General features: G+C 49.4%; 11 protein-coding genes. 8 read left to right on the plus strand and 3 right to left on the minus strand.

Annotation, left to right across the window (positions count from 1 at the left end; translation table 11 throughout):
• Positions 1–63: 63 nt before the first annotated feature.
• A complete protein-coding gene (locus B1748_RS11555; protein ID WP_087568050.1) occupies positions 64–1,602 on the plus strand; it encodes an FAD-dependent oxidoreductase in 1,539 nt (512 codons plus the stop codon).
• A 157-nt stretch (positions 1,603–1,759) separates the two neighbouring features.
• On the opposite strand, the gene B1748_RS11560 is transcribed toward B1748_RS11555, so the two are convergent.
• Positions 1,760–2,503: a hypothetical protein gene (locus B1748_RS11560; protein WP_087568051.1), complete on the minus strand. Its 744-nt coding sequence runs from the start codon at positions 2,501–2,503 to the stop codon at positions 1,760–1,762.
• 101 nt (positions 2,504–2,604) lie between these two features.
• On the opposite strand from B1748_RS11560, the gene B1748_RS11565 reads away from it, so the two are divergent.
• Genes B1748_RS11565 through B1748_RS11575 form a run of 3 tightly spaced genes read left to right on the plus strand, consistent with a single transcriptional unit; the run spans position 2,605 to position 5,224 of the window.
• The gene (locus B1748_RS11565; protein WP_087568052.1) at positions 2,605–3,267 is read left to right on the plus strand and encodes a TetR/AcrR family transcriptional regulator; all 663 of its coding nucleotides are present in this window, start codon (positions 2,605–2,607) and stop codon (positions 3,265–3,267) included.
• Between the two features lie 34 nt (positions 3,268–3,301).
• Positions 3,302–4,213, plus strand: a complete 912-nt coding sequence (locus tag B1748_RS11570; protein ID WP_087568053.1) for an alpha/beta fold hydrolase — start codon at positions 3,302–3,304, stop codon at positions 4,211–4,213.
• 36 nt (positions 4,214–4,249) lie between these two features.
• Positions 4,250–5,224 carry an aldo/keto reductase gene (locus B1748_RS11575; protein WP_087568054.1) on the plus strand — a complete coding sequence of 325 codons (975 nt, stop codon included), beginning with the start codon at positions 4,250–4,252 and terminating at the stop codon, positions 5,222–5,224.
• On the opposite strand, the gene B1748_RS11580 is transcribed toward B1748_RS11575, so the two are convergent.
• Both B1748_RS11580 and B1748_RS11585 read right to left on the minus strand, forming a co-directional pair.
• Positions 5,208–7,487 (minus strand): sensor histidine kinase, encoded by a 2,280-nt coding sequence (locus B1748_RS11580; protein ID WP_143810287.1) that lies wholly within the window; start codon positions 7,485–7,487, stop codon positions 5,208–5,210. The two genes, B1748_RS11575 and B1748_RS11580, sit on opposite strands and share 17 nt — an antisense overlap.
• Positions 7,465–8,157 (minus strand): response regulator transcription factor, encoded by a 693-nt coding sequence (locus B1748_RS11585; protein WP_087568056.1) that lies wholly within the window; start codon positions 8,155–8,157, stop codon positions 7,465–7,467. The genes B1748_RS11580 and B1748_RS11585 overlap by 23 nt, the downstream gene beginning before the upstream one ends.
• Positions 8,158–8,388: 231 nt before the next feature.
• Here B1748_RS11585 and B1748_RS11590 point away from each other — a divergent pair, with 231 nt between their 5' ends.
• The 4 genes from B1748_RS11590 (at position 8,389) to B1748_RS11605 (ending at position 17,648) form a co-directional block, all read left to right on the plus strand.
• Complete coding sequence (locus tag B1748_RS11590; protein WP_087568057.1) at positions 8,389–12,294, plus strand: carbohydrate binding domain-containing protein; 3,906 nt, start codon at positions 8,389–8,391, stop codon at positions 12,292–12,294.
• 188 nt (positions 12,295–12,482) lie between these two features.
• The gene (locus B1748_RS11595; RefSeq protein ID WP_179215535.1) at positions 12,483–14,129 is read left to right on the plus strand and encodes a sensor histidine kinase; all 1,647 of its coding nucleotides are present in this window, start codon (positions 12,483–12,485) and stop codon (positions 14,127–14,129) included.
• 3 nt (positions 14,130–14,132) lie between these two features.
• Positions 14,133–15,815 (plus strand): response regulator transcription factor, encoded by a 1,683-nt coding sequence (locus B1748_RS11600; RefSeq protein ID WP_087568059.1) that lies wholly within the window; start codon positions 14,133–14,135, stop codon positions 15,813–15,815.
• A gap of 105 nt (positions 15,816–15,920) precedes the next feature.
• Positions 15,921–17,648 carry an extracellular solute-binding protein gene (locus B1748_RS11605; protein WP_087568060.1) on the plus strand — a complete coding sequence of 576 codons (1,728 nt, stop codon included), beginning with the start codon at positions 15,921–15,923 and terminating at the stop codon, positions 17,646–17,648.
• The last annotated feature ends 85 nt before the right edge of the window (positions 17,649–17,733 follow it).

Here is a 17,733-nt window from a genome sequence, read left to right on the forward strand (position 1 = left end):
AGAATAGAATCCGCCAATTAGGGAAGGAATGAATGAAACAGACCATTTCTAAGGAGCGTTTCTATGAAGCATAATCCGCCATTGCCGACTTACCCGGAGTCTCTTTGGATTCAAGCGACCGAAGAGCTGACGTCCTTCTCCAAGCTGCAGCATGACATCGAAGTCGACGTCGCCGTTGTAGGCGGCGGCATCGCCGGCATTACGACCGCTTATCTGCTGACGCAGGCGGGAATGAAGGTCGCGCTGCTGGAAGCCGGCAAGCTCCTGCACGGCACGACGGGCCATACGACGGCCAAATTAACGGCCCAGCACCATCTCATCTACGGCGAGCTGATCAAGCAGGAAGGCCAAGAAAAAGCGGCGCTCTATTACAAGGCGAACGAAGGCGCCCGCAAGTTCGCGGAATCGCTGATCAGTCGGCATGCCATCGACTGCGGTTTGCAAACGGAAGACGCCTATGTGTTTACCAACTCGGATGATTATATTCGGAAGCTTGAGGACGAAGCTGCGGCTTACGAGTCATTAGGTATTCCGGGTTCTTATGTCGGAGGCATTCCGCTTCTCGATATTCCCGCGAAAGCCGCGGTTCGAATGGACGGACAAGCCCAGTTCCATCCCGTGCGGTATTTGGCGGCTCTCGTCAAGCTGGCCGCGGAATCCGGCTGCGAGATCTACGAAGGGACGACCGCCTTGGATATTGAGAAGGGGGAGCGGCCCAAAGTCGACACGGCCGACGGTTGCTCCGTTACCTGCAAGCATGTCGTCGTCTGCACGCATTACCCCTTTTACGACGGACTTGGCTTCTACTTCGCGCGGATGCACGCGGAGCGCTCTTACGCGCTTGGCATCAGGACCGACAAGCCGTATCCCGGCGGCATGTACATCAGCGCGGAAGAGCCGAGCCGGTCTATTAGGAGCGCGGCTTCCCAGGATGGAACGCCGCTGCTGATCATCGGCGGGCAGAATCACAAAACCGGGCAAGGCATTTGCACCATCAATCATTACGAAGCGCTTCAGGGTTATGCCTCGCAGCACTTCGACGCGAAGGAAATCGTCTATCGCTGGTCGGCGCAAGACTTGGTCACCGGAGACAAGCTGCCGTATATCGGCCGGATAACCGACTCTACTCCCAATATCTATGTCGCGACCGGCTTCAAGAAGTGGGGAATGACAAGCGGTACGGCAGCCGCGATGCTCGTCAGCAATCTCATTCAAGAGAAAAGCAGTGAATTCGAGGAATTGTTCTCGCCTTCGCGCTCCTTGTCGTTAAAGACGGTCAAAAACTTGGTCGTCGACAACTTCGATGTCGCCAAACATCTGATCGGCGGCAAGCTCGAGATGGTGAGACGGAAACCCGAGGATTTGGCTCCGGACGAAGGAGCGGCCGTTACGGTCAAGGGGCGCAGGGCAGGCGCGTACAGGGACAAGGAGGGCAAACTGTACATCGTCGATACGACTTGTACCCATATGGGCTGCGAGGTGGAATGGAACGACGGCGAACGCACATGGGATTGCCCCTGCCACGGCTCCCGATTCTCGATTACGGGCGAAGTGATGGAAGGCCCAGCGGAGAGACCTTTGAAGTCCGTGTCAAGCGAATAGTTGATTCGAGAGCCTTGATTCATTCCTTGAGGAAGAATCAAGGCTCTTCCCATTAGACTGTTACGCTGAGTCGGTTAATTAATCGCACCCCAACCTGAAATCCAGGCTCTTATGTCCATGTCTGAAGGCGGATACATTGACTTGGAGGAGAGCGATGTCAGTTTCTGGCCGCTTGTCGGGCGATTAAGTCGGTCTCGCCGACTAAAATCGGCAGTCCGGCCGCTTGTCGAACGATTAAGTCGGTTTCGCCGACTAAAATCGGCAGTCCGGCCGCTTGTCGGGCGATTAAGTCGGTCTCGCCGACTAAAATCGGCAGTCCGGCCGCTTGTCGAACGATTAAGTCGGTTTCGCCGACTAAAATCGGCAGTCCGGCCGCTTGTCGGGCGATTAAGTCGGTCTCGCCGACTAAAATCGGCAGTCCGGCCGCTTGTCGAACGATTAAGTCGGTTTCGCCGACTAAAATCGGCAGTCCGGCCGCTTGTCGGGCGATTAAGTCGGTCTCGCCGACTAAAATCGGCAGTCCGGCCGCTTGTCGAACGATTAAGTCGGTTTCGCCGACTAAAATCGGCAGTCCGGCCGCTTGTCGGGCGATTAAGTCGGTCTCGCCGACTAAAATCGGCAGTCCGGCCGCTTGTCGAACGATTAAGTCGGTTTCGCCGACTAAAATCGGCAGTCCGGCCGCTTGTCGGGCGATTAAGTCGGTCTCGCCGACTAAAATCGGCAGTCCGGCCGCTTGTCGAACGATTAAGTCGGTTTCGCCGACTAAAATCGGCAGTCCGGCCGCTTGTCGAGCGATTAAGTCGGTCTCGCCGACTAAAATCGGCAGTCCGGCCGCTTGTCGAGCGATTAAGTCGGTTTCGCCGACTAAAATCCCCGCCCCGCCTGCCTTTCGGCTCGACAACCCGATTTTCTTACTTGCAGCATACTAACTATTTATGGTATATTTTGAACGAACGTTCATTCAAATGCATTCAATTCTACCTATAAAGCAAGGGGGCTCCGATGGTCCATAAAGGCGAAAGAACGAAGTCCGTACAAAGCGAACGGTTGCAGCAACTTTTTTTGGAAGCGTTTGAATGGGGAGCAGGGGATCCGGTCAGACGAAAAATATTAGGGCATGCGATTGAAGTATTTTCCCGCAAAGGGTTTGCGGGCACAAAAATTAAGGACATTGCCGCAAGCGCAGGCTTTAGTCAAGGTTATGTATACAGCTACTATAAATCCAAAGAGGAGCTGTTCGCCAAAATCGTAGAGCTGGCATTGGACGGCGCGGGACATTCCGTCTACCAAGCTTGCCAGCTTCCGGGCTCGCCGCTGGATCGCCTCTACTGGCTGACGGAGGCGTATTTGGCGCCGACAAGCGCCGCATCGGGACATTGGCGGCTTAATCTGCTGCTGGCGACTTCGCCGGACGCCATTCCGGAACCGGTCAAAGCGATGGTTGCGGAACGAAGGGGCGAACCGTTTAAACATCTTGTACCGCTCATTATGGAAGGCCAAAGACTCGGGGAACTGATGCAGGATGATCCATTGATGCTTGCAATCGCCTATTATTCGATTGTGCAGGGGATCGCGCTCTCCCGCATACAGACGGAGGAGGGGCACGGCTTGCCTTTCCCGGATGCCGAAATAGCGCTTCGTTTCTTGGTTGCACGCAGAGACTGAATGCGGTAGGCGAACAACAGGAGGATGAGAGATCATGGTTCAAATATTCAAAAACGAAAAGATGCGCCAAAAAGTGTTGTCCTCCTATGATGAAGTGCTGCAAATGTGGGGGACGGAAATAGAAGTTCGAAACGTAGAGACCCGATTCGGAACGACGCATTGCCTTATCGCGGGCCGGGCGGATAACCCTCCGTTGCTGCTGTTTCATGGAGTGGGGGATAATTCGGCGCTCATGTGGGCTCTTAATATGAAGGAGCTTTCGCGACGATTTTTTTGTATAGCGGTTGACACTTTGGGCGGCCCCGGCAAAAGCGTGCCGAATGAGCGGTTCGTCAAGGGATCTTTCAGCCAGGAGGAATGGTTGGACGATGTGGCAGATCATTTCGGCCTTCGAACGACTTTTGCAGCAGGTGTCTCCAATGGAGCGTATCTGGCGTATCAGTATACCGTTGCCCGGCCGGAACGGGTGCGAAAAGCCGTATGTCTGGAAGGCGGGATGGTTGTGAGCCCCATCCAATCCATGTTTCGTACGATTATGCTTATGTTTCCGGAAATGCTGATGCCAACCGACCGGAATTTGCGCAACATCATACCCAAGCTGTGTTCTCCTGATTCGCGAGTTTTCGACGAGCATCCGCTGCTGGCTTCCCATCTTGTCCTGTTGATGAAAGGCCATAACCAGAAGGCGATGTTTCCCCACCAACCTCGGAAATATATAAGCGAGCAAGGCATGGCTTTAAAAGACAAGCTTTATTTTCTCGTTGGCGATCATCATGCGGTTGTCGGCAAAGCGTTTATAGAATTGCTAAAAAGGGACGGGTATCGATACAAGATGATCTCGAAAGCAGGGCATGCCATCAATCAAGAGCAGCCGGAGTCGGTGCATAAAGAGATGTTTGGTTTTTTGCTGGGCGACAACCTCGAAAAGCGAGAGTCATCCGATTAGCCGAAAGTAGAAAGGAGAAGGGAGAAGGGAGCACTTATGAGAAAATTAACAATCGAAGCCGTATCCAGTCCAGTCACGCTCTCAAAAATCATTCTTGGCAGCACGATGTTCGGAACAAAAATCGACGAAAAAACATCCTTTGAACTTATGGATCTTTATGCCGAGCTTGGCGGTGACAGCATCGACACGGCCAGCGTATACGGAGATTGGCATGACACCGGCGATCCCGTAAGCGAAAGGACCATTGGCAAGTGGCTGAAACAATCCGGTAACAAAAATAAAATGAAAGTGATAACCAAAGGCGCGCACTACAAATTACATTCTCCTCAGGAAAGCAGAGTTTCCGCGGCTTGCATCCAGGACGACATCCAGAAAAGCCTCAAGAGCCTTATGGTGGATGCCATCGACGTTTACTTTCTACATAGAGATAACGAGGATGTTCCCGTTAGCGAAATCATGCCTGTTTTGCACAAACATGTCGCGGAAGGCCATTTCAAAAGTATCGGGGCATCAAACTGGACGGTAAAAAGAATGCTGGAAGCAAATTCATTTGCTAAAGCCAATCATTTGACCCCGTTTACCGTTTCCCAGCTGAAATGGAGTCTCGCGGTAACGATGGCTGGCCAACAGGCAAATGAAGTGCTTCCAGAAATGACGGATGAAGAGTATGAAGCCTATATGGCTGCAGGAATTCCGGTGCTGGCATGGTCTTCTCAAGCTTCGGGCATCGTTCCAAAGGTAGTTGCCAACGGCTGGAACGGGATTAGCGAACAGCTTAAAAAGAAATATTTCAACGACATAAACGTGGCCAGAATCGAAAATGTCCAAGACTTAATCAAGAAAAAAGGAATCCATGCGACTCAAGCATCGCTAGGTTATATTACCTGCAATCGATTGCCTGCTGCAGCGATTATCGGACCCTCCAGAACGGATCAACTCCGGGATTCCATGTCCGCCGCCGATGTCGAACTTGATGCAGAAGATATTCAAGCTCTTATAAGGCCGCGGTGAGATCAGGAGCCTCCTGCTTGGCAGAAGCTTGAAGCTTGAGTGTAATGGAGACCTTAAACAGATCCCCGTCAGTCTCCAACGTGAGGCGGCCCTCGTGAAGATCGATGATCGATTTTGCGATCGCGAGTCCGAGGCCCGCCCCCTCGGTATGACGAGACGTATCTCCGCGTTTAAAGCGCTCGAACAGCTCCTCGGCGTTGTCGCTGATTTCATATTTCGAAATGTTCTTAAACGTGATCGCAACCTCTTGCGATTCCGATAACTGCATGGAAATATAGGCACGCGTGTGACTCAGCGAATACTTTAACATGTTTCCAATCAGGTTGTCGAAAGCGCGCCACAGCTTTTGACCATCAGCGAGTACGAATAACGGTCCCGCCGGCAACGAAACCCGGAATTGAACATCTGATCCGTCCATATCCTCTTTATACTCTGCCAGCGCCTGCTGCATGAGCTGGACGAGATCCGATTTCTCAAGGATCAGCTTTACATTGCCGCTTGCCATTCTCGATACTTCGAACAAATCGTCGATCATCGTCTTTAATCGCTTCGACTTCTGGTTGATGATGTCGACATAGGCAGCTCTTTCCTCCACTGTTGCATCCTCTGTCTTTAACAGACCGGCGTAGGTAATGATGGAAGTCAGGGGAGTCCGCAGATCATGACTGACGTTCGTAATGAGCTCCGTCTTCAGTCTTTCGCTTTTCGCTTGTTCATTTTGAAGCAGCGTGACTCCTCGTCTTAATGCATTGATATTAGAAGCCAAGGAGGCAAGCACCCCGCTCCCCGATTGGGGAAGCTCATCCGGCATTCGACCGGCCGCAAGTTCATCCGCTGCCTTGGCAACCTTACTCAAATGCCCGAGCCTACGTGTCGTAAGGAGAAATACGACAATCCCCGCTATCGCCAATATTGGCAAAACAAGAACGAATGAAGAATCGTTGTATTGAAAAAAAGAAAACGTCATCCATCCTCCAATAAAACCTAGACAAATCCAGATCCATGAGAGAAGCAGCAACCGGATTCCCGTGTTTTTATAAATAAAGGAATCTCGCACTTGATTCATAACGCTTATGAAACCTGCTTTTATGCGCAAGCCGCCTCGCTGCAGCAAAGAACGTTTCCATTCTTCTCCGAACTTGCTCCAGCTATGTAGATCTTGCACAAGGAATTTTCCTTGAATAAGGGTCAAAGCCATGCTGATCGCTGCAATTGCAAGTGTAACAATCAGCTTCTCGCCATAGAACAAAGGCTCCTCGGCAATGGAGGAATAATGTCCTGCCAGGTTCGCCAATAAACCGAGTGTAAGAGCTGCCGATCCGATTGAAAACAACAGTTTGGCATCCAACGGCAGTTTGCGATAATAAGTTGTCCATTGACTTCTCTCCGCTTGAATAGACATGACGCGTTTGAAGCGAATGAAACATGCGACAAGCAGAACGGCAGCTGCCACGCCGTAGGCAAGCAATACGATTTGCTCCCACCGATATTTTCTGGCCTGTTCCTGCAGGGGACTGTCCTTCGGCACGGCGATCCAGCCTTTGTAAGGGAGGATGGAAGCGTCTAGCAGTTCGCGTGCTCCGAACATGTAGTGAGCAGAATTAACGATGTCTATCGAATAGTTCGTTGCATAGACATGGCTGTCGCCATATAATTCGTTTTGCGCCACAACTTGGTCATCCGCATTGCTCAAGCTCGAATGGACCATACCTGTGGAAGGGTTACGGAAGTAATAATTGAACAGATCCTGATTATAAAGATATTCGGAGCGGTACATTTCTCGTTGATTGTAGTAGTCGTCTATTTGTCGTTCCTTCTCCTTGCGGATAAGCGATAGGGCATAGTCGTTATCCTCGAATACCTTTTTCTGCTCTTCCAGCTTGTTATCTCTCTGAGCTTTGTAAGAATCGGCCGCACTGCTGTTGTCGGTCGCGACCGCTTCCAGAATGAGAGAATCATATTCGTTGTGGATATTTTGAATCTGAAACGCAAGAGGCTCCAACTGGTTGCGATAATCGAGAATGTCATCCTCGCTCACTGTAATGGCCGCTTTTAATTCCTGCGCCGAGAGGGAGTTGAGCTCGAACAGGTTTAAGTAGGTCGCAAATTGTTCGAGTTGCTGCCGGAATTCCGGCGTCCGGTAATAATCGCGATACAGGTAACGGCTGCCTTGATCCATTATCGTTAAGGGACCGCTCAGACCAATGACCAACAAAAGTGAATAGAGTAAAAAGAGCGTCCTATTTTTCCATTTTGTATCCAATGCCCCACACCACCTTCAAATATCTTGGATTTTTGGGATCAATTTCAATCTTTTCGCGGATTTTGCGTACGTGTACGGCAACCGTATTTTCGGCATTGTAGCAGGGCTCCTTCCAAACGCGTTCGTATATTTCCTGGATCGAGAAGACTCGTCCCGCATTCGTCATCAGCAGCTCCACAATCTTATATTCGATAGGCGTTAGCCTGACCGGTTCGCCGTTTACGGTAACTTCCTTTCCCTCCGGATTTAACGCGAGACCTCGCAAATCGATCATTTTCTTCATGCCTTCGTAGGAGCCGAAAGTGACATATCTCCTTAACAGTGATTTGACTCGGGCAACAAGCTCCATCGGATTAAAAGGTTTGGTCACATAGTCGTCGGCTCCTACATGGAGTCCGAGTATTTTGTCGCTGTCCTCGCTTTTGGCGCTTAAGATGAGGATAGGGAGGTTGCGATTCTCCCGGATTTTAAAGGTAGCGGTAATGCCGTCAAGCCTCGGCATCATGATATCCAGTATGATGAGATGCACTTGCTTGGATTCCAAGGTCTCTAGCGCGTCCAAGCCGTCCTTTGCTTTCAAGACCGTTATGCCTTCCTGTTTCAAATAAATTTCAATGGCGTCGCGGATTTCCTTATCGTCGTCGACAACCAGCACCACGCGCTGCTCCATCCCATTCTCTCCCCTTGCTGTTCTTTATCTCATTATAATTGGAAAATCTTAATATCCCATTCTCGAATTTATGAAGAACTTCTTAATTTATTTTTTTCCCGGTTAGAACAATAATGGTGAGTCGCAAGTAGAAACTTTATAGTCGATAAGGAAAATAGAGTTGCTTTATAGTGAGATCAGACACAATCTTCTTTTTTGGTGTCATTCTAATGTGAGATCGGGAGGGAAATCATGAAAAGCAACAGACTGCCATTCATGCTGGTTGCAAGCGTTGCGTTGCTGCTAGCAAGCTTTATCGTTTTTGAAAGCGTAGACAAGGTATTGGCTAACTCCACGGTAAACATCACGTTAAAAAACAACACAAAAGCTTTTGAAGGCACGACGCTCGGCATGGGAGGAACGGTTATGCCCTTTGGCTATCATTCTTCCTGGAAGGTTAAAGATTTTAACGATGACGACTTGGCGGTTTTGATGACGCAATTTAAAAAAACAGGCTCAACGGTTGCTAGGTTATGGTTAGATGGAGCATGGTGGGAGCCGACAAATGACAACGCGGACCCCGATGTCATGCTGGATTCCGGATTTACATGGAACAGCATCGAAATGAACTCGCTGTATAAATATCTTCAAGCCTTTAAAGATATGAACGTGGATGTGTTTGTAGATGTTATGGTCGACGATCCCAGAGTCATGTATCCATGGCTCACTGCCGAATACGCGTCGAACACCGGACCGAATACAGGCATGATCCCCGAATATGCGGAGCATATCGCCGCTATGGTCAAACATCTCGTTGTGACCAAAGGGTTTACGAACGTCAAATACGTTTCCTTCTCAGGGGAGCCGAACAACTTCTTTCTGACTCCGCCAGGCGTCAGCAAGCTGACGAGCTATAAAGATTCCATGACCGCGGTGCGGAGCAGGCTGCAAAGTGAAAATCTGCTGCAATACGTCAAGCTGATTGGTCCCGAGATCGGTTATAGCGACCATGATACAGCCTCCTGGCTGGACGATTTGTCAACGAATATCTCCGCTAGTCTCGACGCTTATACCATCCACTCCGGACAGACAAAAGCGGAGGCGACGGATGGCTCCTATGTCAGCTTGATCAAAAGCTTTATCGATATTATCAAAACCAATGACCCCAACGGGGCTGATAAACCGATTATGATTACCGATTATACCCCAACCGGCACCATTCGCAGAGCGGAGGATGGACTAAATTCCGTTGCGTTGATCGCCAATGGATTAAGGGCGGGTGTCAGCGAATTCGGCCGATGGTCGTTTGCGGATGATATTTGGACATGGCCTGCCGGCTCCAACCAAACGTCTACCAGCTTTGGAGATTACGGCTTCGGCATCATAGGCAGCAAGCAGGAGAATTTTACGCCAAGACCCAATTACAAGGCGACGGCACTGGCGTACAAGCTCATTCCCAAAGGTTCGACTGCGTATCAGGCGACTACTTCAAATGAAGCAGTTATCCCCGCCATCATTAAAACAGCGGAGGGCAAACACACCATTATCGTGGTGAACTGGTCGAATAACGACGCGGATGTAAGCTTTACGCTGGAGAACTCCATTGATACGACGTTTAAGAAATATAAGTTCGAGTCGGCCTCTATTGATTTAGTCGATAAGTTTGGCGAAATCCCGGCCAGCTTCGGGACCAAGTCAATAAGCGGAACCACATTTACGGATACGATTCCGGCAAATACGATTTATTATTATTCGGACATTCCGGATCAAACGGCTCCTGCGCAGGTAACGGGTTTAAATGTAACAGCGCCGGACTTTCACAAGGCGAACTTAACGTGGACAGCGGGGGCGGAGGCGGACTTGTCCTACTATAGAGTCTATCGGAGTGAAACGAGCGCGTTTACGCCTGCCCAGGCAAACAAGGTTGGAGAGATTTGGATAAAGCCGGGCGGAGTTCCTTCCTTCCATGATCGCGCAGTGGAACAAGGCAAAACGTATTATTATAAAGTTTCGGCTGTAGATAGTTCGGAAAATGAAGGAACCGCTTCGGCGTATGCCTCCGTCCAAGTCGGGGCCGAAGCGTATTCGGATACGCTGAGCGTCATCGACTCGACGGATTATGACTATTACGAGATTGACTCCGACTTTGCGAATGGGTACAAGGCCAGAGTATACAAGAAAGCGGGTGTTATTGGATTTCTGCAGGATAAACAAGGCTACAACAGGCAAAATTTAGGCTTGGATTTTTATTCGACGCCGATGGTGCTCAAATATAATGGCAGCGCCTTTACCGATAAGGTGCAAAATGGCGGAGCGGAAAGCGGAACGACCACGCCGGATAATTGGAATACATGGAATAACGCGAATGGCTCGTTTACATGGGATGCCAGCGTCAAACATAGCGGAAACCGCTCCCTCAAAATAACGAACGCCAATCAATCCGCAAATTCAACCTGGTATCAGCAGACTACCGACTTTATTCCGGGCAAACATTACGAGGTTTCGTACTGGATCAAAACGGATCAAGTAGACGGGCCCAACGGCGCCGGTCGGGGCGCCTATCTGAACATTCAGTTTTTCGACGCGAACGGCGTCTCCCTCGGAGCGAGGGGCGGAGCGGACGCCTATTCCAATGTAGGCACTCAGGATTGGACGTATTTTGTATCCGATGTAACGGTTCCTCTCGGAACGGCCACGGTTCAAATTGGCGCCAACTTCTACGAAAATAGCGGCACGGTATGGTTCGACGACATTCGATTCGAGGAGCAGCCGGATGTGTCCATCGTGGGGCAGCACGGGTTGTTCTATGAGGCGGATTCCGTAACCTACTCGGATATTAGCTCCACGCACAAGCGGATCGTGACGGTCGTAGGCAATGAAACCTTGTATTATGACTTCTACACAGACAGAATCGAGATAAAAGTTCAAGGCCCGAACGCCGGAGGATATTTAATAGAGGACGGGGGAATCGTTCCGCGCAATGCCACTTCGGCGTATTGGTCGGACGGCAGCGAAGATGCGATGAGCGATACGTTTCCAGGCGCCTTCGTAACGAAAAATGCAACTAGCCTAAGCTTATATCAGCCTCCGTCTTCCCAAATGATCAGGTATGAGTTTGGTTCCGCCAAATCGGTAACGCTCAAAAACGGGGGCAGGTTCAGAGGTTATTATCCAAGGTTCCAGATCAACAGCAATGAAGTATTCACGATGAAATTCCCTAGAAAGACGGATAATCCAAATGGCGGCGCCGAGAGCGGCACGACTTCGCCAGACCATTGGACGACATGGAATCAATCATCGAGCGGAACGTTTGCATGGGATTCCGGCACGCGTCATTGGGGAAACAAATCGTTAAAGATTACAAACGCGACAACGGATCATTCCGCATGGATCGCTCAGGTGAACGCTCCGGGGAACTTGGCAAAGACGCTGCAATTGTCTGCGTGGATCAAGACGTTGTCCGTTGCCGGAACGCAGGGAGCCTTTATTTCAGTAGAGGCCAAGGATTCGGCGCATAATGTGCTTGCAACCTATCGAATTCCATTCGTAACGGGCACGAATGACTGGAACAAATATCAGCTCAGCTTTAACCCGCCCGAGGGAACGGCGTATCTCTTTATTGTCGGCAATTTGTATTCGGCTTCCGGCACCGCATGGTTTGACGATTTTGAATTGTCTGTGGCGGATACGGGCATTTCCAATGCGGGGATGGAAATCGGTACCGGAGGTCCAACGGGTTGGTCCAACTGGACTTCGTCCGGCACGCCGTTTGCATGGGACAATTCGACCTCTTATAAAGGGAAGAAGTCTCTAAAAATCACGAATAACGCTAATCAATACTCAGCATGGCTTACATCCAGAAGCAATCTGCAGGTCAGCAAGGAATACGAGTTTGGGGGCTGGATCAAAACTTCGAACGTTTCCGCGGGCGCTATGGGAGCGCAGCTGCAAGCGATTGCTATGGACTCCAATGGCAAATGGCTGCAAGCCGATGTTAGCGCGACTGTGCTGCATGGAACAAACGATTGGACCTATGTAAGGGGCAAGATCACTTTGCCTCCGCTAACAGCCAGCGTTCAATTGCAAGCGCAGTTGTGGGGGGTTAACGGCACGGCATGGTTTGATGATCTATTTATCAGACTAGTCGACAAATCCTAATATTCGTTATAATCAAAGGCAGAGATATCCGATCTTTGCCTTTGTTTTAATGACTTTGCATTCATGACATGCGATGTAGGGGGAGTGGTCTTATCCAGTGGTTCCAGCGCGCTAAACAACTTACTATTTTCCCTAAAATCGTCCTTACTTTTATCATCGTTGTCTGTCCTCTATATGTGATGAGCCTGATGATCAATCAATCGGCGGCGCGGAATATGCGCAGTGAGATTATGAGCTCCATGGAGTCCAATATCGACTTCTATCTCCGCTCGTTTGAATCCGAAATGAATCGAATCGAAACGCTTAAACGCGAATATTTGTTTGACGATGATTTTCAGAAAATAAGCAGCATGTCCCACCTAATGCCGGTTCATGATCGAACCACGGCTTTTCTTCGCATTGAAAAAAAACTGGAGCTGCTAAAAAATTCCAATCTGTATGTCAAAGAAGCTAGCGTGAACGTTCCGCTTATCGGAAAAGTGATATATTCGAATCGATACGATGAGCATGCCATGCCGCCAGAGACGGTTCGAGCGCTGTCGCATAACAAGGAGTCTCCCTTTATTTATTGGGACGAACGTCTTTTTATTAGCGGCGCTTATCCGGAAAGCAATTACGGAGATCGTCTTCCCGTGTTTCTTATCGCGGTAGAGCTGTCGAAGGAACAAATCAAGGATTCGCTGAGCCGAATAACGGGAGTCGCGGGGGGCGGAGCCATTCTGCTCGGGCACGAAAACGCATGGATGCTGAACGGGGAATCGCAGCCGGAATTATTGAAAGCGATTTCCGCGGAATCGCCTTCCTTTGTATTCGACAATCATGGTCGCGGACAAGGCCGCGTAAAGGTCGGCGGCACTTCCTATTTGCTTACGTACGAAAAATCATCGGAGCTTGATATGTCGCTGCTGCTTTATTATCCCGAGAGTCAGCTTTTGCAGCCTCTGACCCAATATACCGTCTGGATGTGGTTGTTATCTCTATTTTCGATTACGGTCATTATCGGATTTTCGTATTGGATCTTTCGGAATATCCATCGGCCTCTTCGTCATTTAGTGCGAGCATTGCGAAGAGTCGAGACGGGGGATCTTGGCGTTCAAGTGCGCCACCCCAACAAGGATGAATTTAATTATGTCTACCAGCAATTCAATGCGATGGTAGACCGGCTCGGCATTCTCATTCATGAAGTGTATGAAGGTCAAATACGAAATCAACGCGCCGAATTAAAGCAGCTGCAGTCTCAAATCAATCCCCATTTTCTATACAACAGCTTTTATGCCTTATATCGATTGGCCAAAGCGGAGGATTTGGACAAGGTTGTAAAAATAACGCAGCACTTAAGCAAGTACTATCATTTTCTGACTCGGACCGGAATGGATGAAGTGCCTCTGGAAGTAGAAATGATGCATGCCAAATCCTATGTCGAAATTCAAATGGTTCGCTTTGGAGATTTGGTCAAAGTCAGTTGGAGCGAAATTCCTAGTATGTGCCGGGATATCCTCGTTCCCCGAATGACTCTTCAGCCGCTTATCGAAAACGCGTTTCAATACGGATTGGAAGAGCTGAGAAGCGACGCTCGACTGAAAATCGATTTTGCCCGGCATGCCGATCGGTTATCCATTACGATCGAAGACAATGGCGATAGATTATCGGATCAGAAGCTTCAGGAACTGAACGGCTTAATGATGGCGAAGCAGGTGACGGAGACAACGGGAGTGATCAATGTACATAGCCGGCTGCGGCTCAAGTTCGGCTCAACGGCGGGGCTTCGCGTATCGAGAAGCGGTATGGGCGGCATGAAGGTTGAACTTATTATTCCGTTGCAGAGAGAAGGTTGAGAGATGTATCGGCTGCTAATCGTAGATAACGAACGCCATGTGGTGGACGGATTATTTGAGCTATTTACGAATGAAACCCGTTTGAATGTAGAGGTATACCGGGCTTATCACCCCGAAGAGGCGTTGAATTGGCTGGGACGTACCAAAATGGATATTGTGCTCTCCGATATACGAATGCCGGGAATGGACGGCTTGCAGTTGCAGAAGCTAATCGTCAAGCAATGGCCGTTATGCAAAGTTATATTTTTGACCGGCTATAGCGATTTCGACTATATCCAGGACGCGATGAGGCATGGCGCATGTCAATATTTGCTTAAGACGGAAGGCGACGAGGTATTGCTGGAGGTCGTTGAACAAACCATCGCCGCTATCGAGAAGGAACTGCAAATGGACAGTATGGTGAACAAAGCGAAGCAACAATTAAAGCAGGCTTTGCCCATGCTGCAGCGGGACTATTTATTGGATATTCTCGAAGGGAACATGGCGGTGTCATCGGCGCTGCCGGAGCAATTTAGCAATTTGGAGATGCCGCTAGACAGCCACAATCGCGTTCTTGCGATGATCGGACGAGTGGATGAATGGAATCATCACTACAGCAGCTACGACCGGGCTCCTTTGTTGTTCGCGATTCAAAATATTGTGGAGGAATGTCTGTCTCCTTCTTGTTGCGTTGTTACTTTGGTGTATGAAAGAGCCAAGTTTATTTGGTTAATTCAGCCTTCTTCCGCGCTGCAAAATACGGCGAAGCCCGTATCGGAGGAGGAATGGAAACTTACCGTGCGCTTTATACATGGAACGTTGGAGTTTGTGCAGAGAACCTGCAAAAGCTTGTTGAAATTATCCATTTCCATCACTGTCGCGGGTAAAGCGGTAGAGTGGCACCAAGCCGGCCAAAAGTTCGAGCAATTAAAGCTTCTCTCCAGCCATGGACTCGGGATGGGAACAGAATTGTTATTGTTTGAGCCCGAGCAGGAAAACCAGGCGGCGCTCCATAGTGATCAATGGGAGTACCAAAGCAGGATGGGCGCCAAACGAATAGAGCTGCTTGCCGAATATTTAGAAAATGGGCAGAGGTACCAGTTTTTCATCGAATATCCCAAAATGATGAATGCCGCGCAACTCCGCTCGAAGGCGCCGGAATCATTGAAACAGGAAATCAAATATTCCTTTTCGTTAATGTTTATTCGTTACTTGAATAAATGGAATCTGTGGAATGAGCTGGGGCAGAAGATTGACCTCAATCGGTTGACGCACTTGGGCCATCATGAAACCTGGAATGAAACATCCGATTATTATGTAGAGCTTGCGGAACAAATTTTTAACCAGAAGCGGGCGGGGCATGAACAGCAGGAAAAAGACGTCGTAAAGCAAATCCAGCGATATGTTCAGGCTAATATTGCGGGAGATCTGTCCTTGACCAGAATCGGCGAAGTGGTGGGGCACAGCTCCGCGTATGTTTCGCGATTATACAAAAATAATACCGGCATGAATATCTCCGATTACATTAATGAGCTTAAAATCAATAAAGCTAAAGAGATGCTGGTAGAGTCGCCGTTTAAGATTCAGGACATCTCGAAGTTGCTTGGATTCGATAATGACCGGTATTTTTACCGTTATTTCAAGAAAGCGACGACAATGACGCCCCAAGAATACAGAGACCGGGAGTCGGCGTCCCCACGACAATGAAAGTGAGTGGAAAGTAGAATCTTTAGAGTCGATGGAAGACTCTATTTTTTTTTATGATAAGTACAGGAAGGAAACTTCTGAAATTAAACCATTGGGGGAGAACACATGAAGGCTCGTAAAATCACTGTAGTCGTTATGATGGCTGTACTAACGTTTTCGATGTTGTTGTCTGCTTGCAGCACCAACAACGCGACCAATCCGGGCGCAAGTCAAAGTCCTGAATCTTCTGCCGCAACAGAACCAACTCCGGCCGATGATTCCGGGAAACCGGCGGATCCGCTTGGCAAATATGAAACGCCTATCGAGCTTACGGCGGTTCGCAATTACAATCAAGGCACCAAGTTTATAGCCGGAGACAACGAAAACGACAATACATGGACAAGAGCTTACGAGGAAGAACTTGGCATCAAGCTCAAGTACGACTGGGTTACGACAGGCACTTCGGATCAGTATAATCAGAAGCTGAATCTGTCCATCTCTTCCGGCGATTTGCCGGATACGTTTTCTGTAGACGCCAAAACGTTGAAGCAGCTAGTAGAAGCGGATCAACTCGAAGATTTGACTGAAGCGTTTAACAAATACGCTTCTCCTCTTCTAAAAGAAGCGATCGCGGAATATGGCGACAGCGGCCTTGGATCATCTACGGTTAACGGCAAGCTAATGGCGCTGCCAGTAACGGGAAGCGGGGATTACTCGGGCAGCGAGGTGTTATGGGTTCGCAAGGATTGGCTTGACAAGTTGAACCTGCCTGAACCGAAAACATGGGATGATGTGTTGGCAATAGCAACCGCCTTCACCGAACAAGATCCTGACGGCAATCAAAAGAAAGACACATACGGAATTCCGATAAGCAAGGATATTAACGGTTATCCCGATCTGCAAGGCTTCTTTAACGCTTATCAAGGCAATCCTTCCAATGTAGCCTGGAAGCAGTACATGTGGATCAAAGACCCGGCCGGCGACGGCCTCGCTTACGGGAGTATTCAGCCGGAAGTGAAAACGGCCCTGACCAAGCTGCAGGAGCTGTACAAAGCCGGTATCGTCGATCCGGAATTCGGCGTTAAGGATACGGCGAAAGCGTTGGAGGGCATAACGGGCGGAAAAGCGGGTCTATACTTCGGCTACGGCTGGGCGATGAACTGGCCGCTTGGAGAAGCCGTGCAGAAGGATCCGACCGCGAATTGGGTAGCCTATCCGATCCCAACGGCAAACGGAGAGCCGCTGAAGCTGTCGTATTATTTCCCGCTTAGCCAATGGTTTGTCGTCAAGAAAGGGTACGCCAATCCGGAAGCGGTTATTAAGATGGCTAATCTGTACTTGGAGAAGCTGGCTCCTCAGAAGGTGACGGTCGAAAGCAATTACAAATACGGCAAATCGCAGGACGGCATTGAAATCATTAATACCGCCTTGATCAACTCCGCGTTTGTTACGGCAAATATGAACACCGCCGCCGAGGTTCGATCGGCTGTGCTGGCAAAGGATCCGTCCCAACTAAAAGCGGAGCAGAAAGTGTCCTACGATGAAATCTTGAAATACATGGAGACGCAGGATCCGAAGTATTGGGTTCAATACTCCTTTATGAAAACAATGGAAGTGGTTGAAGGTTATATTGCCGGCGATAATTATCGCGATTCCCTGTATGGAGGTCCTCCGACCCAAACGATGGTAGAGAAGCAGGCTATATTAGATAAGCTGGAGCTGGAGACGTTCACCAAAATTATTATGGGAGCCGTATCTCCCGACGAGTTCGACAAGTTTGTTTCCCAGTGGAAACAGCTTGGCGGCGACCAGATTACAGCTGAAGTTAACGAGTGGTACGCGTCGGCGAAATAACCTGTACAGGAGAAATGAAGGAATAGAGCAGTTGTTTGTTCTGCTCTATTCCCTCTCGACAATAGAAGAGTTTCGACAGGAGAGA

Origin of the sequence: Paenibacillus sp. MY03 (assembly GCF_002165585.1) — a bacterium.
Classification (GTDB): Bacteria; Bacillota; Bacilli; order Paenibacillales; family Paenibacillaceae; genus Pristimantibacillus; species Pristimantibacillus agaridevorans.